Below are 26206 nucleotides of genomic sequence, written 5' to 3' on the forward strand. Positions count from 1 at the left end.
TTCTATCCAGGTCAGCGGCGATCTCGTCGAGATCGCGAATGGAGGCCAGCGCTGGCAGATCGGCCAGGCTTTGCAGGTTGAAGTCGTCGAGAAAGCTGCGCGTGGTGGCAAACAGTGCCGGACGCCCAGGTACTTCCTTGTGGCCGGCGACACGAATCCACTCGCGCTCGAGCAGGGTCTTGACGATCTGGCTGCTCACCGACACGCCACGAATGTCCTCGATCTCGGAACGCGTGATGGGCTGGCGGTAGGCGATCAGCGCCAGCGTCTCCAGCAGGGCTCGCGAATAGCGCTGCGGACGCTCCTCCCAGAGCCGGCTCACCCAGGGCCCGACGTCACTGCGGACCTGGAAGCGCCAGCCCGAGGCCACCTGCTGCAGCTGCACGCCACGACCGGCATAGTCATCGGCCAGTGCCGCGAGAATCGCCTTCAGACTGCCGGCATCGGGCGCTCTGCCCTCCTCGAACAAGGCTTGAAGCTGCTCGATGGAGAGCGCACGGCCGGCCGCAAACAGCGCGCCTTCGACAATGGCTTTGAGTTCGTCAGGCGTCATCGAATGCCCCTTCGCTGCCGGACGCTTCCGGCTCGTTGTCGTTCAGTTCAGCGAGATCCAGATCATTACCTTGGGCATCGCCGATCCGGGCCCGGACATGGATGTCGGCAAAGGACTCGGTCTGTACCAGATCAATCAGCCCTTCCTTGACCAGCTCCAGGATGGCCATGAACGAGACCACCACGCCGAGCCGTCCCTCCTCGACCACGAACAGCGAGACAAACGGGTGGAAGCCGCCACCGCGCAGGCGGTCGAGAATGCCGCTCATGCGCTCGCGCATGGACAGCGTCTCCTTGGAGATCTGGTGCGACTCGTAGAGATCGGCACGACGCAGCACGTCCTGCAGGGCCAGCAGCAGCTCGCGCAATTCGACCTGCGGCGGCTCGACGGGACGTCGGTAGTCCGGCGCCATGGCGGCGGCGACAAAGAAGTCGCGACCCTCGCAGGGCAAGCCGTCGATCTGCTCGGCAGCCCGCTTGAAGCGCTCGTACTCCTGCAGACGACGGATCAGCTCGGCGCGCGGATCGACCTCCTCGACGCCATCCGGCCCCTTCGGGCGCGGCAGCAGCAGGCGCGACTTGATCTCGCCCAGCCAGGCGGCCATGAGCAGGTATTCGGCGGCGAGGTCGAAATTCAGCGCGCGCATGACCTCGATGTACTCAAGGTACTGGTGCGTGATCTTCGCCACCGGGATGTCGAGGATATCGAGGTTCTGCGCGCGAATCAGGTACAGCAGAAGGTCCAGCGGCCCCTCGAAGGTGTCGAGAAAGACCTGCAGGGCATCCGGGGGAATGTAGAGATCGTCCGGCAGCGTGGTGACCAGCTCACCCTTGACGCGTGCCACCGCCGTCAGGGACGCAGGCGCATCCTCGGCAATCGGTGCAGCGGTGGCGGTGGTTTCCGGCACGGTGTCGGTCATGTCGTTCTCGGCTTGCCGCTTCGCAGCGGTAAAAGGCATTAGACCGGGCTTAGCGCGTGTAGGCAAGCCCCAGTGCCTGCCGGACATCGGCCAGGGTGGCGCCCGCCACCTCGCGGGCACGCTCGGCACCATCGGCCAGCACGCTGCGCAGCATGTCCGGGGCCTGCTCGAACTCGCGGCCACGGGCACGCATGGGCTCCAGCTCGGCATTGATGGCATCGATCACCGGCTTCTTGCACTCGAGGCAACCGATGCCGGCACTGCGGCAACCCTGCTGCACCCACTCCTTGCGCTGTGCATCGGAATAGACCTCGTGCAGCTGCCAGACCGGGCAGACATCGGGATTGCCGGCATCGCTGCGACGGATGCGCGCCGGATCAGTCGGCATCTTGCGCACCTTGGCATCGACATCATCCGGTGCTTCACGCAGCGAGATGGTGTTGCCATAGGACTTGGACATCTTCTGGCCGTCGAGACCCGGCATTTTGGAGGCCGGCGTCAGCAGCGGCTGCGGCTCCGGCAGGATGATCTTGCCCGAGCCCTCGATGGAGCCGAGCAGACGCTCCTTGTCACCCAATGTGATGTTCTGCTGGTCACGCACCAGGGCCTGCGCCGTGCCCAGGGCCTCGACATCGCCGGTCTCCTGGTAGCGCTTGCGCAGATCGACATAGACCTTGGCCGCCTTCTTGCCCATCTTGGTGATGGCGGACTCGACGGCCTGCTCGAAGCCGGGTTCGCGACCGTAGAGATGATTGAAGCGGCGCGCGACCTCGCGCGTCAGCTCGACGTGCGAGACCTGGTCGGCACCCACCGGCACCAGACCGGCGCGATAGAGCAGGATGTCAGCCGCCTGCAGCAGCGGATAGCCGAGAAAGCCGTAGGTGGCCAGATCCTTCTCGCGCAGCTTTTCCTGCTGGTCCTTGTAGGTCGGCACGCGCTCCAGCCAGCCCAGCGGCGTCATCATGGACAGCAGCAGATGCAGCTCGGCGTGCTCGGGCATGGCCGACTGCACGAACAGGGTCGCGGCGCGCGGATTGACGCCGGCGGCCAGCCAGTCCACCAGCATGTCCATGGTGGCCTGCTCGATGGCGGAGGGATCGTCGTAATGCGTGGTCAGGGCATGCCAGTCGGCGACAAAGAAGAAGCAGTCATATTCATGCTGCAACTTGACCCAGTTCTTCAGCACGCCGTGGTAGTGACCGAGGTGAAGACGCCCGGTCGGGCGCATGCCGGACAACACGCGTTGCTGCGAAGCGACTGAACTCAACACCCATCCCCTGCAAAGACCACAATCAGCCGGTGAGTATAGCCTGCCTGTTTCGTCATTGCAGTGCGGCGGGCGGCCAATTTGGCCATGACCGGTTCATGCTGGGGGATCGGTCGCGACGCTGGCACGCTCAGGCAAAGGCGCTGACATCGCCGAGGCCTTCGCGCATGACCTGCGGCACGCCGTCGCTGAAATCAATGACGCTGGTGGCCTGGGTGCTGCAGATGCCGGCATCGAGCACGGCATCGATCTGGTTGTGCAGACGCGCCAGGATGTCCTCGGGATCGCTGAGCGGATCGCTGTCACCCGGCAGGGTCAGCGTCGTCGACAGCAGAGGCTCCTGCAGGAGCTCGAGCAGGCCCCGGGCCACCGGATGATCCGGTACGCGTATGCCTATGCTCTGCTTCTTCGGATGCAGCAGGCGGCGCGGCACATCGCGGGTGCCGGGCAGAATGAAGGTATAGGCACCCGGTGTGTGCGCCTTGAGCAGGCGGAACACCGGATTGTCGACCTTGGCGTAGGTGCCGATCTCCGACAGGTCACGGCAGAGCAGGGTCAGGTGATGCTTGTCGTCGAGCTGGCGCAGACGTCTCAGCTTTTCCATGGCGGCCTTGTCGCCGATGTGGCAAACCAGCACGTAGCTGGCATCGGTGGGCACGGCCAGGATCGCCCCGCCCTGGATCAGCTCGACCGCCTGCTTGAGCACGCGCGGCTGCGGATTGACCGGATGCAGTCGCCAGTGCTGGGTCATGACAGGGCCTCTGCCACCACCGGGACAGACCCGGTGGCAACGTCCGTCGCCATGCACGCTGGCAGACCGTCGACCGGCCAGCCCCAGGCCGTCCACACCGGTGTGCATCCTGCCGGCAGACGCGGAAAGTTGCCCAGAGCAATCCAGGGTGCCGGGGTGCCATGGTAGTCACTGCCCTGCGAGGCCAGCAGCCCCAGCTCGACCGACAGGCGACCCAGATACTGCACCATGTCCGGCTTCTCGGTGGCGGTGGCAACCTCGATGGCCTCGCCACCCGCCTGCCGGAAGGCCGCGATCAGGCCTCGCATCTTGGTCCGCGTCAGCGGATAGCGGCCGGGATGCGCCAGCACCGCGACTCCGCCGGCTGCGCGAATCCAGCTCACCGTATCCTCCAGGCTGGCCCATGGCATTGGCACCGAGGCCGGTTTGCGCGGGCCCAGATAACGGTCAAAGGCCTGCTGGATGGAGCTGACATGGCCGTTCGCAAACAGCCACTGCGAGAAATGCGTACGACTGATGGCGTCGGGACTTTGCGCCAGGGCCAGAACACCGTCGTAAACACCGGTCATGCCCAGTGCCTCCAGCTTGTCGGCCATGTGGCGGGCGCGCAGCGCGCGCGCACCGGCCTGTCTTGCCAGTCCGTCACGCAGAATGGGGTTTTCCGGATCAACCTGCAGACCGACCACATGGATGTTGTGCCCGTTCCAGGCTGCCGAGATCTCGACGCCGTTGATCAGGCAAAGACCGTGCACGGCTGCGGCGGCTCGGGCCTCGGTCAGGCCCGCCACGGCATCGTGATCGGTCAATGCCAGGGCCTTGACGCCGGCGCGCGCAGCCAGCGCCACCAGATCGGCTGGCGCAAGGCTGCCGTCCGAGTAGCGACTGTGGCTGTGCAGATCAATTTCCGGCATGGCATCCGGCTCCACGACTGCTTTAAGATGCCCCACTTTAACAGATCCGGACTGCTGACGCGGGCCGGCACGGAGACTGCTCATGAGAGCCTGGCTGGACTTCCTGCCGCTGGTGGTGTTTTTCGCGGCCTACAAGATGCACGGCATCATGACGGCGGCCATGGCCCTGATGATCGCCGTGGTGCTGATCTACGGCGGGCTCTGGTGGCGCGAGCGACGTCTCGAGACAGGCCAGTGGATCACCGTGATCGCGACCGTGCTGCTGGGCAGCCTGACGCTGCTGCTGCATGACGAGCGCTACCTGCAGTGGAAGGCACCCGGCGTCTATGTCCTGCTCGCCCTGATCTTCGCCGGCAGTCGCTGGATCGGCGAGCGCCCGCTGGCCGAACGCATGATGGGACAGGCCGTGACCTTGTCGGCCGCGCAATGGCAGGGTCTGAACTGGGCCTGGGTGGTGTTCTTCCTGGCATCGGCTGCCGCCAATGCCTGGGTGGTGCTGTTCCTGCCCGCCTGGTGGGTGGACTTCAAGCTGTTCGGCAGCCTGGCCATGACCTTTGCCTTCGTGCTGGCACAAGGGGTCTGGTTCGTCCGCATCGGTGCCCTGCGCGCTGACACCGGCAACGGCTCCGGCAATGATTCCGGCCACGACCCCCGCAACGATTCCTGACCCTGACGCGAGCATCCGACACCATGTGGTACGCCATTCTTTCCGAAGACGCCCCTGATACCCTGCCCCTGCGCCTGGCCCATCGCCCGGCGCATCTGGCACGCCTGCAGGCACTGCAGGCCGAAGGACGCCTGCTGCTGGCCGGTCCGCATCCGGCCATCGACAGTGAGGATCCGGGTCCTGCCGGCTTCACCGGCAGCCTGGTGGTCGCCGAGTTCGACAGCCTCGACGCCGCCCGCGCGTTTGCCGACAGCGATCCGTTCGTGACGCACGGCGTCTATGCCCGCGTGGTGGTCAAGCCCTTCCGCAAGACCCTGCCCTGACCGGCATGACGGTTGATGTCATCGTGGTCGGTGCCGGCATCGCCGGCGCCAGCACTGCCTGGCATCTGGCCGAGCGTGGCGCCAGCGTGCTGGTTCTGGAGTCCGCCGCGCAGCCCGGCAGCGGCGCATCCGGCAATCCGGTCGCCATCCTCTACCCCAAGCTGGTGCCGGCCCAGCATCTGGACGGACACCTGCAGTCACAGGCCTTCCTGCGCGCACTGAAGACATTGCAGGACCCGCGCCTGAGCCCGCACTTCCTGCGCTGCGGCGTGCTCTGGCTGGCCGGGCGCAAGCCGGTCGTCGACATGGACAGCCGGCATCCCTGGTGGCAGACCCAGGTCTGGCCGGTGACGGCGGCCGAGGCCGGTGCGCATGCCGGGCTGACGCTGTCCACCGGTGGCTGGTGGCTGCCGAATGGCGGTCTGCTTCATCCCGCCGGCCTGCTGGCCGCGTTGCTGGCGCATCCGCGCATCCAGGTGCGCACCGCCTGCCGCGTGCTGGGACTGCGACCTGTCGCCGGCAACACGGGTGCCGGCATGGCGCCCGGCTGGCAGGTACACACCAGCACGGGCGAACTCGAGGCTGCCTCGGTGGTGATTGCCAACGCCGGCGATGCCCTGGCCTTGCCACAGACCGCCACCCTGCCCCTGAGTCCGGTGCGCGGACAGATCACGACCTTCAGTGGCGCCAGCGCGCAGCGCGCCGTGCTCTGCTATGGCGGCTATCTGAGCCCGTCCTGGCGGGGGCTGCAGTGTCTGGGCGCGACCTTCCAGCCCGGTCGCGTTGACGACGCGCTCGACGACAGCGATGACAGGGTCAATCTGCAGACGCTGGCAGCGCTGCTGCCGGACGTGGCGCGGGCGCTCGCGGACAGTCCACGCGGACCGTCACGCACCAGCGTGCGCTGGCAAACCACGGATTACCTGCCGCTGATGGGCGAACTGCCCGATCTGGCGCGGTATCGTGACTGGCTGCTGCAACGCAAGCCGAAGAAGGGACTGCGGGCACCGGCGGATCCCGACAGCCCCCGGCTCTTCGTCAGTGTCGGCCATGGCGCCAAGGGCTTCACCCAGGCCTGGTTCGGCGCCGAGCTGATTGCCGCGCAATGGGCTGGCGCGGAACCGGAGCTGCCGGCAGACCTGATTGCGCAGGTGCGTCCCGAACGTTTTCTGGAAAAGGCCTGGCGACGCGGTGAACTGACGGTTCCGGCTCAGGGCTGAGCGGGCAGCAGACAGCTTGCCAGCTGCTCGCGGTAACGCGCCTCGGTCGCCACCACCTTGTCGGTATAGGCCAGCAGCCAGGGCTTCTGCAGATGTCTGCCGGCGCGGTAGCCGTTGCGTCCCTCGTGGTAGGTCAGATACAGCATGCGCATGTCGTCGGCAGCCGCGCCCATGCTCTGCCGCGTGCCCTGGTGATACCAGCCGATGAAGTCCACGGCGTCGGCAAAGTCGTCACGCCGCGCATAGCCCCTGCCCTCGCGCTGGCGATACTCGTCCCAGGTGCCGTCGATGGCCTGGGCATAGCCATAGGCGGAGCTCGGTCTGGGGCCGGGAATGAAACCGAGGTAGCGGATGCGTCTCGGTCTCGCCTCGGGCCGGAACGAGGACTCGTGATAGACCGTGGCCATGATGATGGAGGGGCTGACCTGCCAGCGTGCCTCAGCGCTCAGCAACGGATGCTGCCACTGCGGACGCTGGGCGAGCACGCGACAGGCATCATCGGCATGACGTGGCGGCAGCGACAGGCTGCTGCACCCGCTCAGCAGCAGCACCGCACCGGCGGCGGCAAGACGTTTCATCGTTCATGCTCCTGCAGCAGCGCCAGCAGGCCGGCCTCGTCCATCACCGGAATGCCGAGTTCGCGCGCGCTGTCGAGCTTGGAACCGGCACCCGGTCCGGCCACCACGGCATGCGTCTTCTTCGATACGCTGCCACTGACCTTGGCGCCGAGGGCGCGCAGGCGATCACCGGCCTGGTCGCGACTCATGGACTCCAGGGTGCCGGTCAGCACCCAGGTCTGACCCTGCAGCGGCTGGGCCTGCGGCTGCGGTGCCTCGACCTCGGGCCAGTGCACCCCGGCGGCCTGCAGCTCGGCAATGACCTGCCGGTTGTGCTGCTCCTGCAGGAAGTCGCGAATCGACTGCGCCACCACGGGGCCGACGTCCGGCGTCTGCACCAGCAGCTCGACCTCGGCCGCGATCAGCGCCGGCAGATTGCCGAACTGACGCGCCAGTGCCGCTGCCGTGCTCTCGCCGACATTGGGAATGCCGAGCGCGAACAGGAAGCGCGGCAGCGTGGTGTCACGACTGCGCGCAATGGCCTGCAGCAGGTTGCCTGCGGATTTCTCCGCCATGCGTGGCAGCGTCAGCAGCTGCTCCAGCGTCAGCCGATAGAGACCGGCGCTGGACTCGAGACCGAGCTGATCCACCAGCAGATCTATCCACTTCTCACCCAGGCCCTCGATGTCCATGGCACGCCGGGAGGCGAAATGACGTATCGCCTCCTTGCGCTGTGCCGGGCAGTAGAGACCGGCGGAGCAGCGCGCGATGGCAGCCTCTTCCTCCTTGATCACGGCCGAGGCACAGACCGGACACTGCGCCGGCAGCGCCGTCAGGGGGCGCTGCTCATGCCCGTCATCATCGACGCGGCGCAGTACCTTGGGAATCACGTCACCGGCACGGTGGATGACCACGGTGTCGCCAGCACGCAGATCGAGACGCATGACCTCGTCGTGGTTGTGCAAGGTGGCATTGCTGACCACCACACCGCCCACAGGCACTGGCGTCAGGCGCGCGACCGGCGTCAGGGCCCCGGTACGACCGACCTGCCAGTCGATGGCCTCGAGTCGCGTGCTGACCTCCTGGGCCGGGAACTTGTAGGCCACCGCCCAGCGCGGCGCGCGCGCGATGAAACCCAGCTCCAGCTGCTGGCGACGGTCATCGACCTTGACCACCATGCCGTCGATGTCGAACGGCAGCGCATCGCGTTGCGTCAGCAGGTGGGTCCAGGCCTGCTGCACGAAATGCGGACCGGGTCCGGTGCAGGCCAGCTCGCTGACCTGGAAACCCTGCCCGGCCAGCCAGCGCAGGCTCTGGCTGTGGCTGGCCGGCCACTCAGCCCCTTCGAGCCGGGCAATGGCATAGGCATAGAAGCTCAACGGGCGCTGCGCGGTGATGCGCGAGTCGAGCTGGCGCAGGGCACCGGCAGCGGCATTGCGGGGATTGGCAAACGGCTTGTCACCGGCTGCCAGCTGGCGCGCATTGAGCGCCTCGAAGCCGGCGCGCGGCATCACCACCTCGCCACGCACTTCCAGACGGGTCGGCCAGGCGTCCGCCGGACCGGCAAGACGCAACGGCACGGTGGCAATGGTGCGCACATTGGCGGTGATGTCTTCGCCGGTACTGCCATCGCCCCGGGTCGCCGCCTGCACCAGCACACCCTGTTCGTAATGCAGGGCCACGGCGAGGCCGTCGAACTTGGGCTCGCAGGCGTAAGGCACGCCAACCGCCAGCTCCCAGCCCAGCCGCTCACGCACGCGGCGGTCGAAATCCAGCCAGTCGGTCTCGTTGAAGACATTGTCCAGCGACAGCATGGGCACGACATGCGGCACTGGCGTGAATGCCGTGTTGATGGCGGAGCCGACACGCTGCGATGGCGAGTCGGCGCTGATCAGCTCAGGGTGTTCGCGTTCGAGCGCCAGCAACTCCCGGAACAGCGCGTCATAGCTGGCATCAGGCAGCTCGGGCGCATCCAGGGTGTGATAGAGGTGGGCGTGATGGTGAATCAACGACCGCAGAACCTGCAGTCGTTGCTCGGGAGAATCGGACATCAGTGACTCGACAGACGGTGACGTTCAAAGGCCGCAAGCTCATCGCGCCACTGCGCCATGAGTTCGGGCGTGACCAGCGCGGAGCCGGAATCCAGCATCTCGCCATCGAGGTCGGCAGCCAGTCGCCGCGCCGTGTCCATCATCAGATCGAAGGCGGTCAGCGACTTGTAACCCGGCACTGCCATGAAGAAGCTGACGCCGGGCACCTGCAAGCGGCTGAGTTCGTCAATGTTGAAAGTTCCGGGCTCCAGCGCCTGCGCCATGCTGAACAGGGTCATGCCGTGGCCGGTGGGAAACTCGTGACGGTGGAAGATGTTCATGTCGCCAAAGCGCAGACCGTACTGCAGCAGACGCTCGAGCAGCTGCTGACCGGCAAAGCCGTTCTGTCGCGACATGACATGCAGGGTGATGACGTAATCGACCGGAGCCGGCTCGGCAGCCACCACCGGCAACGGTTCAGGCTCAGGCTGGTCGGCGAACAGATCGGTCTGCTCGCGGGCAGGCCGGACGGGCTGCGGCGGGATCTCCGTGGCGACCGGTGTCGCCGCAGCGGCATCGGACGTTGCGACCTGAGCTGCAACGGCATCGAGCAGCGCATCACACGGCGGGTTGTCGGCTGACGGGGCTGCCGGAACGGTCGTGTCAGCGGACGGCTCTGGAGCCGGGGCATCGACAACCACATCCCGTGGCGGCACGGTCGGCGCCTGTCGCGGCTTCACGCGCACCGGACTGACGATCTCGTTTCGCTCCACCGGCGTGTTGTCGATGCGGTCCTGGGGTACCGGCTCGATACGCAGCTTCAGACGCTGGCCGCGCCTGAACACCAGACCCGCACCAACGGCAACCAGCAGGACAATCGCCAGAGCCCAGGTCCACCACGGCAAGCTCGCAATCATTTCTCGCTCATCCCCTCAACAGTAAACGGCAGTCGCCCCAATTCACTGGGCGGCCAAGGCAGCAGCCTCATCGACATTCACGGAGACCAGACGCGACACGCCCGGCTCCTGCATGGTGACCCCCATCAACTGGCGAGCCATCTCCATGGCAATCTTGTTGTGTGTAATGTAGATGAACTGTACCTGTTCAGACATCTGTTCCACCAGCCTCGCGAAACGGCCGACATTGGCATCATCCAGCGGCGCATCGACCTCGTCGAGCATGCAGAATGGCGCCGGATTGAGGCGGAAGATGGAAAACACCAGAGACAGCGCGGTAAGCGCCTTCTCGCCGCCGGAAAGCAGGTGAATAGTGGAGTTACGCTTGCCGGGCGGGCGCGCCATGATGGTCACGCCAGCCTCCAGCAGGTCCTCGTCGGTCAGCTCCAGATAGGCGCTGCCACCGCCGAAGACCTTGGGGAACAGGTCCTGCAGGCCGGCATTGACCTTCTCGAAGGTCTCCTTGAAGAGCTGCCGGGTCTCGCGATCGATCTTGCGGATGGCGTTCTCGAGGGTTTCCAGGGCCTCGTTGAGGTCGGCATCCTGCTGATCCAGGTAGACTTTGCGCTCGGCCTGGGCCTGGTACTCCTCGATGGCAGCCAGGTTGATGGCACCAAGCCGGCTGATGCGGATGCCGGTGCGTTCCAGCGCCAGCTGCCATTCCGACTCGCCGGCCTCTGGCGGCAGGCTGGCCAGCACGTCATCCAGCACGTGTTCGGTTTCCTGCAGCTGCTCCAGCACACTCTCGCGGCGCGCCACGGCCGTCTGCCAGGACAGCCGATGCCCCTGCAACGCGTCACGCAGGCTCTGCACCGACAGATCGGCGCGGCTGCGCGCCTGCTCCAGCTCGCGCAGCTGCTGCTGGATGGCCTCGACCTGATCGCGCACGCGCGCCAGTGCCTGCTCGGCCTCCAGGTGGCGGGCCAGCAGCTCGTCCAGCCTGTCGCCATCCTCCTCGCCCGGTGCTGACAGCTCCATCTGCTGCTGCACCAGGGCTTCGCGGCGCTCACGCAGGGCATCCAGCTGCTCTTCCAGACGGGCCAGACCAGCACCCAGTCCCTGCACGCGGGCACGCACCGACTGCTCGCGCATGCCGCTCTGGTAGACCGCATCACGGCGCTGGCGCTGCTGCTGACGCGCCAGTTCGACCTGGCTGCGCAGGGTCTCGCGCATGCCCAGATGCTGCTCGCGATCACGCGTGTCCTGGCTCATCAGATCCAGTGCTTCCTGCAGCAGCAGTCTGGCCTCGGCCAGGTTTTCCTGATCCAGCTCCTGTTGCCGACGCACTTCCTGCTGGTCCTGGCCGATGCGCTCGCGACGGGCCACGAACTGCTCCAGACGCACCTGGCGGGCACCGATCTGCGCCTGCAGCTCGGCAAGCTGGCGCTGGCGCTGGGTCAGCTCACGCTGCAGATTCTCACGGCCCTGCTCGTCCTGGCGCAGCTGTTCGCGAACCGCCTGCTGGCGCTGCTGGCATTCGGCCAGACTGTCCTGCAGGCTGTCGCGCTCGCTGCCGAGGCTGTCGAGCTCGCGGCGACGGGCCAGCTGACCGCTGGCCGGGTCCTTGTCACGTACCTGGTAGCGCAGCCAGGCGGCTCCCACCCAGATGCCCTCGGGCGTGATCATGGATTCATGCGGTGCCAGGCTGGCACGCTCGCGCAGCGCCGTGTCGAGGTCATCCGCGACGCGGATGCTGTCGAGATGCGTGCGCAGCCAGTCCGGGCCGCTGATCAGAAGCCCGCTCAGGCGACCGCTGGCCGCCGTGACAGCAGCGCCTGATCCGGCGGGTGCATCACTGAAGCAGATCTGGCCGGCCGGCAGCCTGGCCAGATCCGCCGCGATGGCACGCATGTCATCAATCTGCAGCGCCGACAGGGTCGGACCGAGCACCGTCTCCAGCGCGGTTTCCCAGCCGGCCGCAATCTGCAGGTCAGCGGACAGCGGCCGCGCCTGGATGCCACGCTCCTGCAGCCAGGCATTGACCGCGCGCTGGCCCTTCTCGGCGGCTTCCTGCAATGCCGACAGCGCGGCATGACGACCGGTGACCGCCTGCAGACGCTGACGCAGCTGGTCGAGCTCGGCAGCAACCCGCGACAGCTCGTCACGTTGTGACTGCACCGACGCCAGCACGCCGGCCACGCCCTCCTCGGCCTCGGCCACCCGCATCTGCTGCTCGGCAGCCTGCTCCTGCAGCTCGTCGAGCTCTTCCTGCAAGGGGCCGCCCTGCAACGCGGCCTGCTCCTGGTCGAGACGCTGCAGGCGCTCCTGGCCACGGCGCAGCGCCTGTTCGAGGTGCTGGATGCGCGACTGCTCGACATCGGCACGCTGACGCGGCGCCTGCGACTGCAGGTTGAACTGGTCCCAGGCCAGCTGCCAGGACGCCATCTGCTGCTCGGCATCGGCGAGCTGCTCGTCGGCGCTGTCGGCTTCGGCACGCAGCAGCTCGTGACTGGGAGACAGCGTCATCAGCTCGTCCTCGGCCTCGGACAGGGCGGCACGGTCCTGGTCAAGCAGGCCCTGGGCCTGGCCCGCCTGGCGCTCGACCACCTGCAGGGCATCCCGGATCTCGACCAGACGCTCCTGGCGGTAACGCTGCGCCTGCTGGACCCGGGCGATGTCGCTGCCGAGCTGATAGTAGTGGCTCTGCGCGGCGTTGAATTCGTCACTGAGGCTGAACTGCACCTCGCGATCACGCACCAGCGCGGCCTCGTGCTCGCGCTGAGCGGCCATGGCGGCCTCGAGACGCACCTCGTGATCGCGGATGGTGCTCTCGAGCCCCTGCACCTCCTGATCCAGCGCGCGCCAGCGCAACGCCTGCAGCTGCGCACGCAGCTGGCGCTCCTCGGCCTTCAGTTCCTTGTATTTCTCGGCATCGCGGGCCTGCTTCTCAAGATGCTGAAGCTGCTTGCCAAGTTCCTCACGTATGTCATTGAGGCGGTCAAGATTTTCCCGCGTATGACGCATGCGGTTCTCGGTCTCGCGACGGCGTTCCTTGTACTTGGAGATGCCCGCCGCCTCCTCGATGTATACACGCAGCTCCTCGGGCTTGGACTCGATCAGGCGCGAGATCATGCCCTGCTCGATGATGGCGTAGGAGCGCGGGCCAAGGCCGGTGCCGAGGAAGATGTCGGTGATGTCCTTGCGCCGGCAGCGCGTGCCGTTCAGGTAGTAGTCGGAACGTGCCTCGCGGGTGACCACGCGCTTGATCGCGATCTCGGCGTATTGCGCGTACTCGCCGCCCAGCCCGCCATCGGCATTGTCGAAGATCAGCTCGATGGAAGCCTGGCCCACCGGCTTGCGCCCGGTGGAGCCGTTGAAGATGACGTCGGTCATGTTCTCGCCGCGCAGGTGCTTGGCCGAGCTTTCGCCCATGACCCAGCGCACGGCGTCGATGATGTTGGACTTGCCACAGCCGTTGGGGCCGACAACCGCCGACAGATTGGTCGGGAACAGGGCCGTGGTGGGATCCACGAACGACTTGAAACCGGCCAGCTTGATGGATTTGAGACGCATGAACAGTCCTTAGCGGCGGTAACGGCGCGCCCAGGCCATCTCGATCTGCTTGACGCGCAGCAGGGACTCGATGACCAGGTTGCGTTGGTGTAGCAGGAATTCCTCGACCAGCTCGACAGCCTTGTCGGACTGCCGCAGCAGGATGGCATCGAGCAGGCCGCGCAGCAGCCCCCAGGACTCCTCAAGCTCGCGACGGCTCATCTGCAAGGCCATGTAGCAGGCACGACGCAACGAGGGGTGCAGGTCGGCCAGGGTGTTGTCGAGGTAGAGATTGCCCGCGAAACGGCGCGCCTTCATCAGCAGCGCCAGGCTGCCGTCGTGAAAGGCCTCGACCTCCTGCTCGTCGACGGCGGTGCGCAGACGGGCCAGGTCCTCCAGGTAGGGATCGAGATCCTGCTGGCGCCAGAGGTCGGTCATCTGCCGCACCACCAGCCCCATCAGCACCACCATCATGTCGTAGAGACCCTTGACCTGGGTCGGCGACAGCTCGGAGACCACCGCGCCGCGGCGCGGATAGATCATGATCAGGTGGCGACGCTGCAGGATCAGCAGGGCTTCGCGCACCGAGCTGCGACTGACGTCCAGCTCGGCGGCGATGCGCAGTTCCTGGATGCGCTCGCCCTCGACCAGATCACCGGAAATGATCTGGTCGCCGAGGTGCTGGGCGATCTGTTCAGCAAGACTGTCGGTTGCGCGGAAGCTCATGCCTGCCAGGGGTTCGTCAGGATCAAAGGGCTATGCTAGCACAGCTGTTCACTCTCGCCAGACTGTCTGACATGCGTGTTTTTTATAACCGGATCACGCAGTCAACATAACTAAAATGCATTTTAAATAGATAATGCGCCCTGCTACTCTTTACGCCGCTTTTTCTGACTCCCCGGAAGCCTCTCCATGTACCGCTACGATGCGTACGACCAGCGAATCGTCGATGATCGTGTTGCCCAGTTCCGTGACCAGACCCGCCGCTACCTTGCCGGCGAGCTGAGCGAAGACGAGTTCCGTCCGCTGCGTCTGCAGAACGGCCTCTATGTCCAGCGCTTCGCCCCCATGCTGCGCATCGCGGTGCCCTACGGCATGCTGTCAAGCCGTCAGCTGCGCATGATCGCCGACATCAGCCGTCGCTACGACCGTGGCTACGCGCACGTCAGCACGCGCCAGAACATCCAGCTCAACTGGCCGGCCGTCGCCGACGTGCCGGACATCCTGGCCGACTTGGCCACGGTCGAGATGCATGCCATCCAGACCAGCGGCAACTGCATCCGCAACACCACCACCGACCAGTTCGCCGGCGTCATCGCGGGCGAGATCGAGGATCCGCGCCCGACCTGCGAGCTGATCCGCCAGTGGTCGACGTTCCACCCGGAATTCGCCTTCCTGCCGCGCAAGTTCAAGATTGCCGTCAACGCCCACCCGGACGTCGACCGTGCCGCCACCCAGGTGCATGACATCGGCGTCTACATCGTGCGCAATGCCGCCGGCGAGCGCGGCTACAGGATCCTCGTCGGTGGCGGCCTCGGCCGCACCCCCATCGTCGGCTCGGTGATCCGCGAGTTCCTGCCGCACCAGGACCTGATCGCCTACCTCGATGCCGTGCTGCGCGTGTACAACCTGCATGGCCGCCGCGACAATAAGTACAAGGCGCGCATCAAGATCCTGGTCAAGGCGCTGACCCCGGCGGTCTTCGCCGAACAGGTAGAGGCCGAGTTCAAGCACCTGCAGGGCGGTGCGCTGACCGTGCCGGATGCCGAATTCCAGCGTCTCGCCAGCTTCTTCACCGAGCCGGACTACCAGCGCGACCTGCCGGCGCAGTCCGCCGTACTGAACGCCGCACGGGCCGCCGATCCGGCACTGGACAACTGGGTGCACCGCAACGTCAGCGCCCACAAGGTGCCCGGCTATGCCATCGTGACCCTGTCGCTGAAGCAGACCGGCATCGCCCCGGGCGACATCACCGCCGAGCAGATGGATGCCGTCGCCACCCTCGCCGACCGCTACAGCTTCGGCGAGCTGCGCACCACCCACGAACAGAACATCGTGCTCGCCGACGTGCGCCAGGACGACCTGCCGGCACTGCATGCCGAGCTCAAGGGTCTGGGCTTCGACACCGCCAACATCGGCTTCCTGACCAACATCATCTGCTGCCCGGGCGGCGACTACTGCTCGCTCGCCAATGCCAAGTCGATTCCGATCGCCGAGGCCATCCAGCGCCGCTACAGCGACCTCGAGGAGGTCTACGACCTCGGCCCGATCGACCTCAACATCTCGGGCTGCATGAACGCCTGCGGCCATCACCACGTCGGCCACATCGGCATTCTCGGCGTCGACAAGAAGGGCGCGGAGTTCTACCAGGTCTCGCTGGGCGGCAGCGCCGGTCATGACGCCAGCATCGGCGACATCCTCGGCCCGTCGTTCAATGCCGAGGACATGGCCGAGGTCATCGAGGAGATCCTCAACACCTACCTCGACCTGCGTCAGGCCGGCGAGTCCTTCCTGGCCACCTACCGCCGCGTCGGTATCGAACCCTTCAAGGAGCGCGTCTATGCCAACGCTGATTAAGGATGGCGTGATCGCTGTCGACACCTATGTGCCGGTTCTGCCGGTGGATGGCGTGCTGACCCTGCCGGCAGGCGGTGACATTCTGGTCTCGCTGGACACCTTCACGGCACATCGTGAGCAGGTGCTTGCCCATGGCGGCCGCAAGGGCGTGCAGCTGAAGCCGGACCAGTTTGCCGAGTCGCTGGCTGATGTCGTTGCCAGCCTGGACCTGATCGCCGTCGAGTTCCCCGCCTTTGCCGATGGTCGTGGCTATTCCACGGCCTACCTGCTGCGCCAGCGCCTTGGCTACGGCGGTGAACTGCGCGCCGTCGGCGACGTGTTCAAGGACACGCTGTTCTACCAGCAGCGCGTGGGCTTCAACGCCTTCGCCATCCGCGACGACAAGGATGCCAGCGTGGCCCTGAAGGGTCTGCAGGACTTCTCCGAGGTCTATCACGCCTCGGCCGACCAGCCCTCGCCGCTGTTCCGTCGCCGCCTGGCCTGATCGCCCGGGGGCGTGTCAGACCGGCAACAAAAAACCGCGCCTGTGCGCGGTTTTTTGTTGGGCGGCGCGTGACTCTGATCAGGCGCGGCGGCGACGCCCCGTGACGAACAGATAGGCGCCAATGATCGCGAATGCCGGCAGCGCCAGGCTGCTGAACAACAGCATGAGCTGGCCGGACCAGCCCCAGTACTGACCGGTATGCAGCATCTTCCAGGCGGCCGTCAGCTGCTCGCCCTGCGGGCGCTGCTCGAAACGCAGATGCTTGGCGACCGAACCGTCAGCCGCCACCAGCAGTTCATGCTTCTCGCGGTCATGGGCCAGGTCGGCGTCGTAGTACTCGACCTTGACCTCACCGTCCTTGAGGCTCTTGAGGGCGATCACGGCACGATCATAGGCAGGCACCTGCGCCGAGAACACCGACCAGCCGGCATCCACACGCGCGGCGAACTCGGCTGCCGGCAGCACCGGCGGCAGCACATCAGGAGCCTTGGGCTTGGCCGGCAACTCGACATCCAGCGCTCGGTAGATCGCGGCCTTGTAGCTGTCGTAGGACCAGCTCAGTCCGGTGCTCGCCGAGAACGCGAGCAGCAGGAAAACCCAGGTGCCGGCGACGGCATGCAGCTGCCAGTAGAACGCACGCCCCTTCAAACCGGGTCGCAGCAGGAGCCAGTAGCGCGTTTCGCGCGGGCGACGCAGCCAGCGCAGCGTGATGCCGCTGAAGGCCATGACGATGAGGATGATCGCCGACACGCCCGTCACCGCCTTGCCGACATCGTCCAGCAGCAGGCGGCGATGCAGGCCCTCGATGAGCTCGAAGGTCTCCTCGCCGCGCACCTCGGGCAGCACGGCACCCGTTGACGGGTGCACCAGGACAGACTCGCCCTTGGCATTGCCGACCTTGACGAAGGTGACTTGCGACGGCCTGTCGGCACGCCCGCTCACGGTCAGTGCCTGGATCGGCCTGTCGGGACTGGTCTGGCTGACCGCCGCATACAGTGCTGCCGGTGACAGCACCGGCGAGCGGTTGTCATCCAGCGTCAGCACGCCGGGGTTGAGCAGACGCAGGATCTGCGGCTCGAAAGCCATCAGGGCGCCGGTGCTGCCCACGACAATGAACACGAGGCCGGCGACGAGGCCGAGCCAGCCATGCAGCAGGAGAATGCCTTTCTTCACGTGCAACGTCCTTGCATCAATCCAGTTGTTCGGTGACGAAACCGACCTTGCTCAGACCGGACTCGCTGGTGGCCGACAATACACGAGCCACTGCCTCGTAGGGAGTCTTGCGATCCGCACGCAGGTGGACTTCGCTGTCATCGGGGAAAGGCGCCAGCGCCGCCGCCAGCCCCTCCGCCGGCACCGGATTGCCGTTGACGCGGATGCCGCCATCCGCCAGCACGGCAATCTCGACCGGCTTGGTCTTGATCAGCAGCGGTTGCGAGCTGGCCTTGGGCAGATCGACCTTGACCGCATGCGACATCAGTGGCGCGGTGATCATGAAGATGATCAGCAGCACCAGCATGATGTCGATGAAGGGAATCATGTTGATCTCGGCGTTGGCCTCGATCTCGTCGCCCTGCTCGAACGATCCGAACGCCATGTCAGACGCCTCCCGCCTGCTGGGTCTGCTGGACGCGGGTGATCATGCGGTCCGAGGTGCGTTCGACGTCATGCAGCAAGGTGCCGGTGGCGAGGCCGGTGGACAGGAAGGTGAACACGTCATGGGCGAAGGAGTTCAGCTGCACCAGGGTGTTGCGGTTGAGGCGCACGAAGACGTTGTAGGCCACGGCACTGGGGATGGCCACCGCCAGGCCCAGACCGGTCATGATCAGCGCCTCGCCGACGGGACCGGCGACCTGGCCGATGCCACCCTGGCCGTTCAGGCTGATCGCCATGAGGGCGTGGTAGATGCCCCAGACCGTGCCGAACAGGCCCACGAAGGGCGCGCTGGAGGCCACTGTGGCGAGAAAGGTGAGACCGCTTTCGAGACGGGCCTTGTCCTGGTCAATGGCACGCTTCAGCGAGCGGGTCAGGAACTCCTCGGCCGAACCGGCATCGATCAGGCTGTTCTGGTTGCGCGACTGGTGCTGCTCGACGGCGGTGAAGCCATGATGCACAAGGTGCGAGAACGGATCGGTGATGCCGGTGCTGCGCAGCTTGCGCGCCACGGCCTCGATGCTGGGCGCGGCCCAGAAGCCGCGGATGAACTCGCGCGAGCGGTTCTGCGCACCGTAGTAGCGCCAGCCCTTGGTCAGGATGTAGTACCAGGTCCCCACGGACATGATGAACAGCACGAACAGAATGAACAGGGCAACACCATCTGCCTGCGCGATGAAACTCTGGAACCCCATGATCAACCTCTCAACGCGTCAACTTGAAGACAACCGGGACGATGACCCAGTCGGAAAAGGCATCGTCACCACGACGAGCCGGAACAAAACGCCAGCGCCTGACCGCATCAAGCGCGGCATCATCCAGACGGACAAAGCCGCTGCCCTGGTGCAGCAGCACCTCCTGCGCCTTGCCGTCAGCACTGACCAGCACGCGCAGCAGCACCTTGCCCTCTTCGCCGTTGCGGCGTGACAAGGCCGGATAGGCCGGTGCCGGATTGTTCAGATAGCCGGCATCGAAGCGCGGCGGCACCACCGGTGGCGCCAGTGCCGGCTCGGGCGGCGCCGGCTTGCTCACTACCGGCTGAGGCGGCGGCGGCTCCGGTTCACGCGTGCGCTCAAGCGGCGCTGGTGCGGGCTCGGCGGAGCGCACACGCTGCACCACCGGCTTCGGTCGCGGGGTCTCGACCACCGGTTTCGGCGGAGTCACCACGGGCTTGACCGGTGCTTCCGCCGGCGGACTGACCGAGATCATGCGCACCGACAGGACATCGGTCTGGATGCGCTCTGCCGGCGAGGCCAGGAACCAGAGTGCCGCGAACACGGCGACGTGCACGCTTGCCACCGCCCCCAGCGACAGGGCGGCATGGCGAGGCGGAAGCTGGAAGGTGTCGTGGGAGCTGGCGTATTGCGTCATGGGTGAATGGTAGCCTGTGGCTGATCCACATTCAATTAATGAGAATCACTATCAAGTAAAATCAGGGGATTTCCTGGCGATTCAGATGCAACAGACGCAGGACAGAGGGACGCCATGCCAGCAGACAGGCTGTCGCGGTGGATGCCGCGATCTGCAGCATGAGCCAGACCAGCAGTGCCATCCCGCCCTGATCGACCTGCAGGCAGCACCAGCCTGCCAGCACAAGACAGCCTAGCCCCAGCACACGCAGGCGCAGGACATGCGCCCTGGATGGCAGCGCGCTGGCGGGATGAAGCCGTCGCCAGTGCTCCGCCTGGGATGATGCCAGCCACGCCATCCCGGTCAGGGAGGTGAGACAGGCCGCTGACAACCAGAGTGCGGCGTTCATGCCCGTCCCTCCTTGCGAGCATCCGTCCTCTCTGCCTCTGCATGGAAAACGGTAGCGGTTTCCGCTGACGTTCGCTGCAGCCGCCACCCGGTCAGTGTACTCAGCACGGCAACCAGCAAGAGGATCAGATCCAGACCCGCGACGGGCCAGTAGGGCTCGACAATCACGGTTTTCACCAGATGATCCCCCGTGCTCAACCAGTTGGCAGCAACGGCGACCACGGCCATCCCCGCGATGCACAGGCATTGCTCTTCCCAGGCGCGGCTTCTGGTAGCGGGCTGCAGTGGCAACGATCGCCACAGGGCATGTGCCAGCGCCAGCAGCCATCCCGCCCAGAACAGGCCCTTCTCCCAGTCCGCCTTGCCGGCAAGCTCTGACGGCAGCAGGCGGTTGGCAATCAGCATGGCCAGGGTGGCGATCACCATGCCGGTCACCGTGGCAACGGCAAACGCCTCAACCAGCCCTGTCCCCGGCCTCTGCTCACGGCGTCGCTTTCTGACGAAGAAGACAAAGCCGGTAGCGATGCAGACGCATCCCAGCAGACCGCCCAGCACATAGAGCCAGCGCAGCAGCCAGTGCTCGAAATGCTGCAGGTGCAGCCCGGTCAGGAACTCGTTCAGCGCCAGCATCGCAGAATGTGGCGGGTCCTCATGAATCACCTCGCCGCTGCTGGCGCGGAAATGAATGCCCTCGCCCACCAGCGCCACCCGGTCGCTGCCGGCGCGATACAGGCTCACATAGCTGTTGGCATCCCCGACGTGATGCACCACGAGGTAACCGACATCACCCGGCATGTCGCGTGCGGCCCAGCGGCGACGCGCTTCCGCCATCATCGCGTCGACCGAGGCCATGGGTGCTGCCACACCGGCACGCTGCGCCGGCAGACCGGTGTTCCTGGCCTCGATCTGGTGCTGCTGGTCGTGCATGGGTCTGAGCAGGGTGTGCGTGACCGGCAGATAGATGCTGCCGGCAAAGATCACCAGCCCGGTGAAGGCAAAAAAGAAATGGAACGGCAACGCGACCACGCCCGTCAGATTGTGCAGGTCCAGCGTCAGGCGCTGCGGCTGCTTCCACGGACGCAGCGTGAAGAACTCGCGAAGCAGCCGGCGATGAATGATGACGCCGGTGATCAGCGCCACCAGCATGGCCAGCGCAGCCAGTCCGACCACGAAATAGCCGATGTTCTTCCACGCCCAGTTCAGGCTGTAATGCATGGGATAGAACCAGTCGCTGCCGATGCGCAGAGCATCGTCGCGCAACTGCCGGCCGTTGCGCGGATCCAGCACCACGTCGCCGCGGATGCGCTGGGCCTCCTGACCTGTGGCGGGATGCGGCACGCGGAAGCGCACGCCGGTCGCCAGCACCGGGTCACGATGGGTGATGTAGGCCCAGTAGCGGTCAGCGGGCAATGCCTCTCGCGGCGTCATCGCCCCCGCAGCCGGATCATGCAGCACCGGCATCTGGCGCGCGTAGTCGTCGGCATCCGGACTCACCTGGCGCAAGGCCGGGAGAATGATGCGATCAAAGGATGGCATGGGCTCGGCGTTGAAGCGTGTCCCGGGGATGGCCCAGCGATCGATCTCGCGGTCAAACACCGACAGGCTGCCGAAGAAGAAACAGACCATGAGCACGAAACCCAGCACGAGACCGAACCAGGTGTGTACCCAGGCCATGGACAGGCGAAAACTGCTGAACATGACGAAGACTCAGGTAATGATGCGCTGCTGCAGCCAGATTGCTGACAGCAGCAACACCGGAGTAGTCAGCAGCAGCGTCAGCCAGACGACGCGCTGGCTGCGTGCCGCGAATGCCCACAGAAATACCGCCGGATAGATCAGGAAGGCGAGCATGAACATGCCCGCTTCGGCATCGTGAAAGTCCACCCCCAGCATGACCAGCGTGGTCATGCCGAAGGCGGCGATGCTCCAGATCAGCGCGTAGCCACCGAGCACGGCAGCCAGTACGCGAGACAGGATGGCTGCCATGGACTCAGAACCGGTAACGGGCGGTCAGGTTGGCATTGAAGCGCTCACCATAGCCGCAGTCCTGGTTGAGACCGCGACACCAGGACACGTACTGCGTATCGGCGAGGTTCTTGGCGTCGAGACGCACATCCCAGGGGCCACGACCGTAGCCCACCATGGCGTCGTAGAGCGTGACATCGGGCACCTCCGGAACGCCGTTGTTGCCGGTCACGTCACCCAGATAGCGCACGCCCGCTCCGGCACGCCAGCCGCCGGCAAAGTGGTATTGCCCCCAGGTCGACGCCGTGCGCTCGGCAATCGCCCCCAGACGCTTGCCGGTGACATCGTTGAGCGCCGTCATGTCGGTCAGGTTGGCCAACAGCTCGAGTGCGCCCAGACGATGGCGCCCTTCGACCTCCCAGCCGCGGATGGTGGCGCCCACCTGCTCACGTCCGCCGGGCGTCTTGCCATCCACCACGCGGTTCTGCTGCTTGATGTCAAACCAGGCCGCGGCTGCCGAGGTATTTCCCGAGCGCGAGAGGTACTTTATGCCGGCCTCATGCTGCTCACCCGTGGTCGGCTTGAGGAAGCCCGGATTTGCCGTGCCGTCGGTACCCAGATTGGGGGTGAAGGCGGTCGACCAGCTGACATAGGGCGACAAGCCGTTGGCAAACCGGTACATCAGACCGGTCCGCCCGGTGGTTTCACTGTTGACGACACGCGAGTCCGCTGCCGCACCGAGATTGTCGACCTCGTTGCGGGCGCGGTCATGGCGTGCCGCCAGTGACAGCACCCAGGGCCCCAACTCCATGTGGTCCATGGCGTAGACGCCGGTCTGCACGATCTTGTTGTCCGGGCGATCCGTGAGCGTCAGCGACGCGAGGAAATTGCGCATGCCGGCGCTGCCATAGACCGGGTCGTAAAGGTTGAAATCATCGACGCCATCGGCGGCCAGGGTCGGATTGGCATACGCGTAGTTGTCCTCGTCCCAGCCGGCATGCTGGTGATCGATGCCGAGCGCGACATGATGACGCGTCGGGCCCAGCGCCAGCGTGCCTTCCAGCCTCACATCGGTGGCCAGCACATCGGTTTCACGATCGGCAGCATGCACAGTGCGTCCGATGTTGCCGGCGTCATCGGGAACCTGGCCGACACGCGCCCAGATCTCCCTGGTCACGCTGTCGGAGCGGGTCTGGCGTGCGCTCGCCGCCAGCTTCCAGTTGGCGGTCAGCAGATGATCCATGAACAGGCTGAACTCCTGCTTGCGTGTGTCATAGCGGTCCCATCCGGGCTCGCCGACAAACCGGCTGCTGGGAATGCTGCCGCGCGGTGCCCGGTCTATGGTGCCCTTGCCGGGCAGGAACTGTGACGACACCTTGCTGTCATTGGCCTGGTAGGTGTACTGCGCAGTGACACTGGTGCGCGCGGTCGGTCGCCAGGTCAGCGAGGGCATGAACAGCTCGGCATCGTCATTGACGTAGTCCACCTGGCTGTCACTGTCACGCCTCAGCGTCACCAGCCGGTACAACAGGGTCTTGTCCGCGTTGAGCGGCCCCGTCAGGTCCAGCGCAATCTGCTTGCGCTCATGCGACCCCACCTGCACTTCAATCTCGCGCGATGCCGTCTGATTCGGCTTCTTGGTCACCACGTTGATGATGCCGCCGAGCTCGGCCTGGCCATACAGCACCGACGACGGCCCCTTCAGCACCTCGATGGACTCGAGGGCATTAATTTCAGGACGCACGGTGTTGTAGAAGCCGAACAGGCTGCGCAGGCCATCGGTGTAGTTCGACGGATTCAGGCCCCGCACCGCGGCCCAGTCGCCGCGCGTGTCAAAACCGTAGCGACCGGCATAGACACCTGCGCTGTAGAGCAAGGCATCCTGGATGTTCTTGGCGCCGGTTTCACGGATCTGCGCCACATCGATGATGTTCATCGCGAACGGCGTGTCCTGCACGCTGACCGGGCTCTTGCCTGCCGCGGCAACTCGCGACTGGGTGATCAGCGGGTCAGCGCCCTCTCCGGTCTCTGCGCTCGCCGCCACCGTGACTTCCGGAAGCAGCATCGGGCTGCCGGGCGCCTCCGTATCGGCAATCGCGGCCCCGGCAGACGGCAGTACACAGGCCCAGGCGATTGCAACGGCAAGGGGAGAACGGGTGAAAGGGGTGGACGACCTGCTCATGACAACTCCATATTGAATCTATATCGTAATGCTAACGCTTCTCATTTATATATTACAAGCGCATGATGGATGGATACCTGACGTGCACCGGCGAAGACAGGCCACGTCATTGATCAATGATGAAAATCATTCAACGAGAAAGGAGCACCGCATGACTGTCACGACCCCTGCCCTGCCTCATGGCAACGAGCCGCTGCTCGATGATTGCGCGGCATCCTATCTGGTCACCCTGCTCAAGCAGGTCTGCATGCTTGGCCTGGCGATCAGCATCGAGATCGGCCGTCGGCCGAGGAAGATGGTGCAGTCCGGGGTGATACGGTCGATACAGCGTCGCGGGGAATGGCTGCATCTGGTGATCGGCCGCAAGTCCCTGCTGCTGAAGACATCCACGCTGAGCGAGCTTCAGGCCGACAGCAGCGGCGATGGCGAGCCCGTGCTGATCGCGCGCGACAGCAAAGGACACGCCAACCTCCGGATGCGTTGCTGCTTCGGATGCGCACGCACGGCGGGCATCTGGCGTGCCTTGGTCGACCTTGAGCAAACCCGACGCGCCTGCAGCTATTGCAGCTGACAGGGCGTCCGGCCGGCATGGATCAGAAGCTGTCGCCAGGCACCCGCACCCAGCCTTCCATGACGATGCGCGCGCTGCGGCTCATGATGGCCTTGGTCACCGTCCACTGACCGTTGACCTGGGCAGCCGCCGCACCGACACGCAGGGTGCCGGACGGATGCCCGAAGCGCACGGCCTCGCGCGCCCCGCCACCGGCCGCCAGGTTCACCAGCGTGCCCGGAATCGCGGCGGCAGTGCCGATGGCGACCGCGGCCGTGCCCATCATGGCGTGATGCAGCTTGCCCATGGACAGCGCGCGCACCAGCAGGTCCACCTCGCCCGCCTTGATGGTCTTGCCGCTGGACGACACATGGTCGGTCGGCGGCGCCACGAAGGCGATCTTGGGCGTGTGCTGGCGCGTCAACGCCTCTTCCGGCGTCTTGATCAGGCCCATGCGCAGCGCGCCGGCGACACGGATGGCCTCGAAGCGCTTGAGCGCCGCCGGGTCCGTGTTGATCTGCTCGCGCAGCTCGGTGCCGGTGTAGCCGATCTCGGCCGCGTTGACGAACACGGTCGGGATGCCGGCGGTGATCATGGTCGCCTTCAAGGTGCCAATACCGGGTACGTCGAGATCATCCACCAGATTGCCGGTGGGGAACATGGAGCCGCCCTCCTCGCCGTCGTCCGACGGATCCATGAACTCCAGCACGATCTCGGCAGCCGGGAAGGTCACGCCATCCAGCTCGAAATCACCGGTCTCCTGGACCTGGCCATTGGTCACCGGCACATGGGCGATGATGGTCTTGCGTATGTTGGCCTGCCAGATGCGCACGACGCAGACGCCGTTCTCGGGAATGCGCGAGGCATCCACCAGACCGGCATGGATGGCGAAGGCGCCGGCAGCGGTGGACAGGTTGCCGCAGTTGCCGCTCCAGTCCACGAAGGCCTTGTCGATGCTGATCTGCCCGTACAGGTAGTCGACATCGTGATCCGGCACACTGCTCTTCGACAGGATCACGCACTTGGACGTGGACGAGGTCGCCCCGCCCATGCCGTCGATGTGCGCGGCATAGGGGTCGGGGCTGCCGATCACGCGCATGAACAGCTTGTCGCGCGCCTCGCCCGGCACCTGGCAGCGCTCGGGCAGATCCTGCAGGCGGAAGAACACGCCCTTGGAGGTGCCGCCACGAATGTAGGTGGCGGGGATTTTCACTTGCGGAACATGGCTCATGGGGAATTCCCTGGCTTCACAAATAGGTATTGATCACGCATTTCGGCTCAACACCAACAGTCCGTGTTACGACGGTTGGGTCACAGCCCAAGGCGCGGTGATCCGGACTGGCTCCGGAAAACCGTCACGCGCCATGGATGGCGCGTGCGAGCCCCCAAGG

The 26206-nt window shown here is 65.6% G+C and carries 24 protein-coding genes and 1 pseudogene; 6 read left to right on the forward strand and 19 right to left on the reverse strand.

Annotation, left to right across the window (positions count from 1 at the left end; all coding sequences use genetic code 11):
- Positions 1-25 precede the first annotated feature (25 nt).
- The 5 genes and pseudogenes from scpB to F595_RS0106130 form a co-directional block, all read right to left on the reverse strand.
- Positions 26-553 (reverse strand): annotated as a pseudogene (scpB, locus tag F595_RS13050) (SMC-Scp complex subunit ScpB); the annotation flags it as partial.
- A complete protein-coding gene (locus F595_RS13055) occupies positions 543-1472 on the reverse strand; it encodes a segregation and condensation protein A (RefSeq protein WP_022955991.1) in 930 nt (309 codons plus the stop codon). The gene F595_RS13055 and the pseudogene scpB, both read right to left, overlap by 11 nt.
- Positions 1473-1521: 49 nt before the next feature.
- Positions 1522-2739, reverse strand: a complete 1218-nt coding sequence (locus tag F595_RS0106120) for a tryptophan--tRNA ligase (RefSeq protein WP_026913292.1) — start codon at positions 2737-2739, stop codon at positions 1522-1524.
- Positions 2740-2869: 130 nt separating this feature from the next.
- Entirely contained in the window at positions 2870-3490 is a 621-nt protein-coding gene (locus F595_RS0106125; protein WP_022955993.1) for an L-threonylcarbamoyladenylate synthase, read from the reverse strand.
- Entirely contained in the window at positions 3487-4485 is a 999-nt protein-coding gene (locus tag F595_RS0106130) for a PHP domain-containing protein (protein ID WP_211213142.1), read from the reverse strand. Before F595_RS0106130 ends, F595_RS0106125 begins: the two co-directional genes overlap by 4 nt.
- Here F595_RS0106130 and F595_RS13060 point away from each other — a divergent pair.
- Genes F595_RS13060 through mnmC form a run of 3 tightly spaced genes read left to right on the forward strand, consistent with a single transcriptional unit; the run spans position 4484 to position 6611 of the window.
- Complete coding sequence (locus F595_RS13060; protein WP_022955995.1) at positions 4484-5068, forward strand: inner membrane-spanning protein YciB; 585 nt, start codon at positions 4484-4486, stop codon at positions 5066-5068. The genes F595_RS0106130 and F595_RS13060 overlap by 2 nt on opposite strands.
- Positions 5069-5091: 23 nt before the next feature.
- Positions 5092-5391, forward strand: a complete 300-nt coding sequence (locus F595_RS0106140) for a YciI family protein (RefSeq protein WP_022955996.1) — start codon at positions 5092-5094, stop codon at positions 5389-5391.
- A gap of 5 nt (positions 5392-5396) precedes the next feature.
- Positions 5397-6611 (forward strand): FAD-dependent 5-carboxymethylaminomethyl-2-thiouridine(34) oxidoreductase MnmC, encoded by a 1215-nt coding sequence (gene mnmC, locus F595_RS0106145; protein ID WP_022955997.1) that lies wholly within the window; start codon positions 5397-5399, stop codon positions 6609-6611.
- Here mnmC and F595_RS0106150 read toward each other — a convergent pair.
- The 5 genes from F595_RS0106150 to F595_RS0106175 are packed head-to-tail and all read right to left on the reverse strand — an operon-like array spanning position 6602 to position 14372.
- The gene (locus tag F595_RS0106150; RefSeq protein WP_022955998.1) at positions 6602-7189 is read right to left on the reverse strand and encodes a transglycosylase SLT domain-containing protein; all 588 of its coding nucleotides are present in this window, start codon (positions 7187-7189) and stop codon (positions 6602-6604) included. The two genes, mnmC and F595_RS0106150, sit on opposite strands and share 10 nt — an antisense overlap.
- Positions 7186-9219: an NAD-dependent DNA ligase LigA gene (ligA, locus tag F595_RS13065; RefSeq protein ID WP_022955999.1), complete on the reverse strand. Its 2034-nt coding sequence runs from the start codon at positions 9217-9219 to the stop codon at positions 7186-7188. Before ligA ends, F595_RS0106150 begins: the two co-directional genes overlap by 4 nt.
- The gene (zipA, locus tag F595_RS14170; RefSeq protein ID WP_022956000.1) at positions 9219-10115 is read right to left on the reverse strand and encodes a cell division protein ZipA; all 897 of its coding nucleotides are present in this window, start codon (positions 10113-10115) and stop codon (positions 9219-9221) included. The genes ligA and zipA overlap by 1 nt, the downstream gene beginning before the upstream one ends.
- A gap of 42 nt (positions 10116-10157) precedes the next feature.
- Positions 10158-13667, reverse strand: coding sequence for a chromosome segregation protein SMC (smc, locus tag F595_RS0106170; protein ID WP_022956001.1), 3510 nt, complete (start codon positions 13665-13667; stop codon positions 10158-10160).
- A gap of 9 nt (positions 13668-13676) precedes the next feature.
- Positions 13677-14372 carry a GntR family transcriptional regulator gene (locus F595_RS0106175; protein WP_022956002.1) on the reverse strand — a complete coding sequence of 232 codons (696 nt, stop codon included), beginning with the start codon at positions 14370-14372 and terminating at the stop codon, positions 13677-13679.
- 186 nt (positions 14373-14558) lie between these two features.
- On the opposite strand from F595_RS0106175, the gene F595_RS0106180 reads away from it, so the two are divergent.
- On the forward strand, positions 14559-16223 hold the full coding sequence (locus tag F595_RS0106180) for a nitrite/sulfite reductase (RefSeq protein WP_022956003.1): 1665 nt from the start codon (positions 14559-14561) through the stop codon (positions 16221-16223).
- Positions 16207-16707, forward strand: a complete 501-nt coding sequence (locus F595_RS0106185) for a DUF934 domain-containing protein (protein WP_022956004.1) — start codon at positions 16207-16209, stop codon at positions 16705-16707. Before F595_RS0106180 ends, F595_RS0106185 begins: the two co-directional genes overlap by 17 nt.
- A 78-nt stretch (positions 16708-16785) precedes the next feature.
- Here F595_RS0106185 and F595_RS0106190 read toward each other — a convergent pair whose 3' ends face one another.
- From F595_RS0106190 to F595_RS0106225, 8 genes are all read right to left on the reverse strand, one after another.
- The gene (locus tag F595_RS0106190) at positions 16786-17880 is read right to left on the reverse strand and encodes a PepSY-associated TM helix domain-containing protein (protein ID WP_022956005.1); all 1095 of its coding nucleotides are present in this window, start codon (positions 17878-17880) and stop codon (positions 16786-16788) included.
- Positions 17881-17896: 16 nt separating this feature from the next.
- Positions 17897-18304, reverse strand: coding sequence for an ExbD/TolR family protein (locus F595_RS0106195; RefSeq protein ID WP_022956006.1), 408 nt, complete (start codon positions 18302-18304; stop codon positions 17897-17899).
- 1 nt (position 18305) lies between these two features.
- The gene (locus F595_RS0106200; protein ID WP_022956007.1) at positions 18306-19055 is read right to left on the reverse strand and encodes a MotA/TolQ/ExbB proton channel family protein; all 750 of its coding nucleotides are present in this window, start codon (positions 19053-19055) and stop codon (positions 18306-18308) included.
- Between the two features lie 10 nt (positions 19056-19065).
- Complete coding sequence (locus F595_RS14650) at positions 19066-19731, reverse strand: energy transducer TonB (RefSeq protein ID WP_022956008.1); 666 nt, start codon at positions 19729-19731, stop codon at positions 19066-19068.
- Between the two features lie 61 nt (positions 19732-19792).
- Positions 19793-20119 (reverse strand): DUF3325 family protein, encoded by a 327-nt coding sequence (locus F595_RS0106210; RefSeq protein ID WP_022956009.1) that lies wholly within the window; start codon positions 20117-20119, stop codon positions 19793-19795.
- Positions 20116-21816, reverse strand: coding sequence for a PepSY-associated TM helix domain-containing protein (locus F595_RS13080; RefSeq protein ID WP_022956010.1), 1701 nt, complete (start codon positions 21814-21816; stop codon positions 20116-20118). Before F595_RS13080 ends, F595_RS0106210 begins: the two co-directional genes overlap by 4 nt.
- 9 nt (positions 21817-21825) lie before the next feature.
- Complete coding sequence (locus tag F595_RS0106220; RefSeq protein ID WP_022956011.1) at positions 21826-22104, reverse strand: hypothetical protein; 279 nt, start codon at positions 22102-22104, stop codon at positions 21826-21828.
- Positions 22105-22108: 4 nt separating this feature from the next.
- A complete protein-coding gene (locus F595_RS0106225; protein WP_022956012.1) occupies positions 22109-24148 on the reverse strand; it encodes a TonB-dependent siderophore receptor in 2040 nt (679 codons plus the stop codon).
- 268 nt (positions 24149-24416) lie between these two features.
- Between F595_RS0106225 and F595_RS0106230 the strand changes: the two genes are divergently transcribed.
- Positions 24417-24836, forward strand: a complete 420-nt coding sequence (locus tag F595_RS0106230) for a hypothetical protein (protein WP_022956013.1) — start codon at positions 24417-24419, stop codon at positions 24834-24836.
- 22 nt (positions 24837-24858) lie between these two features.
- On the opposite strand, the gene prpF is transcribed toward F595_RS0106230, so the two are convergent.
- Positions 24859-26046: a 2-methylaconitate cis-trans isomerase PrpF gene (gene prpF / locus F595_RS0106235; RefSeq protein WP_022956014.1), complete on the reverse strand. Its 1188-nt coding sequence runs from the start codon at positions 26044-26046 to the stop codon at positions 24859-24861.
- Positions 26047-26206: the final 160 nt, after the last annotated feature.

The sequence above is a fragment of the Perlucidibaca piscinae DSM 21586 genome (assembly GCF_000420045.1).
GTDB classification, from domain to species: Bacteria; Pseudomonadota; Gammaproteobacteria; order Pseudomonadales; family Moraxellaceae; genus Perlucidibaca; species Perlucidibaca piscinae.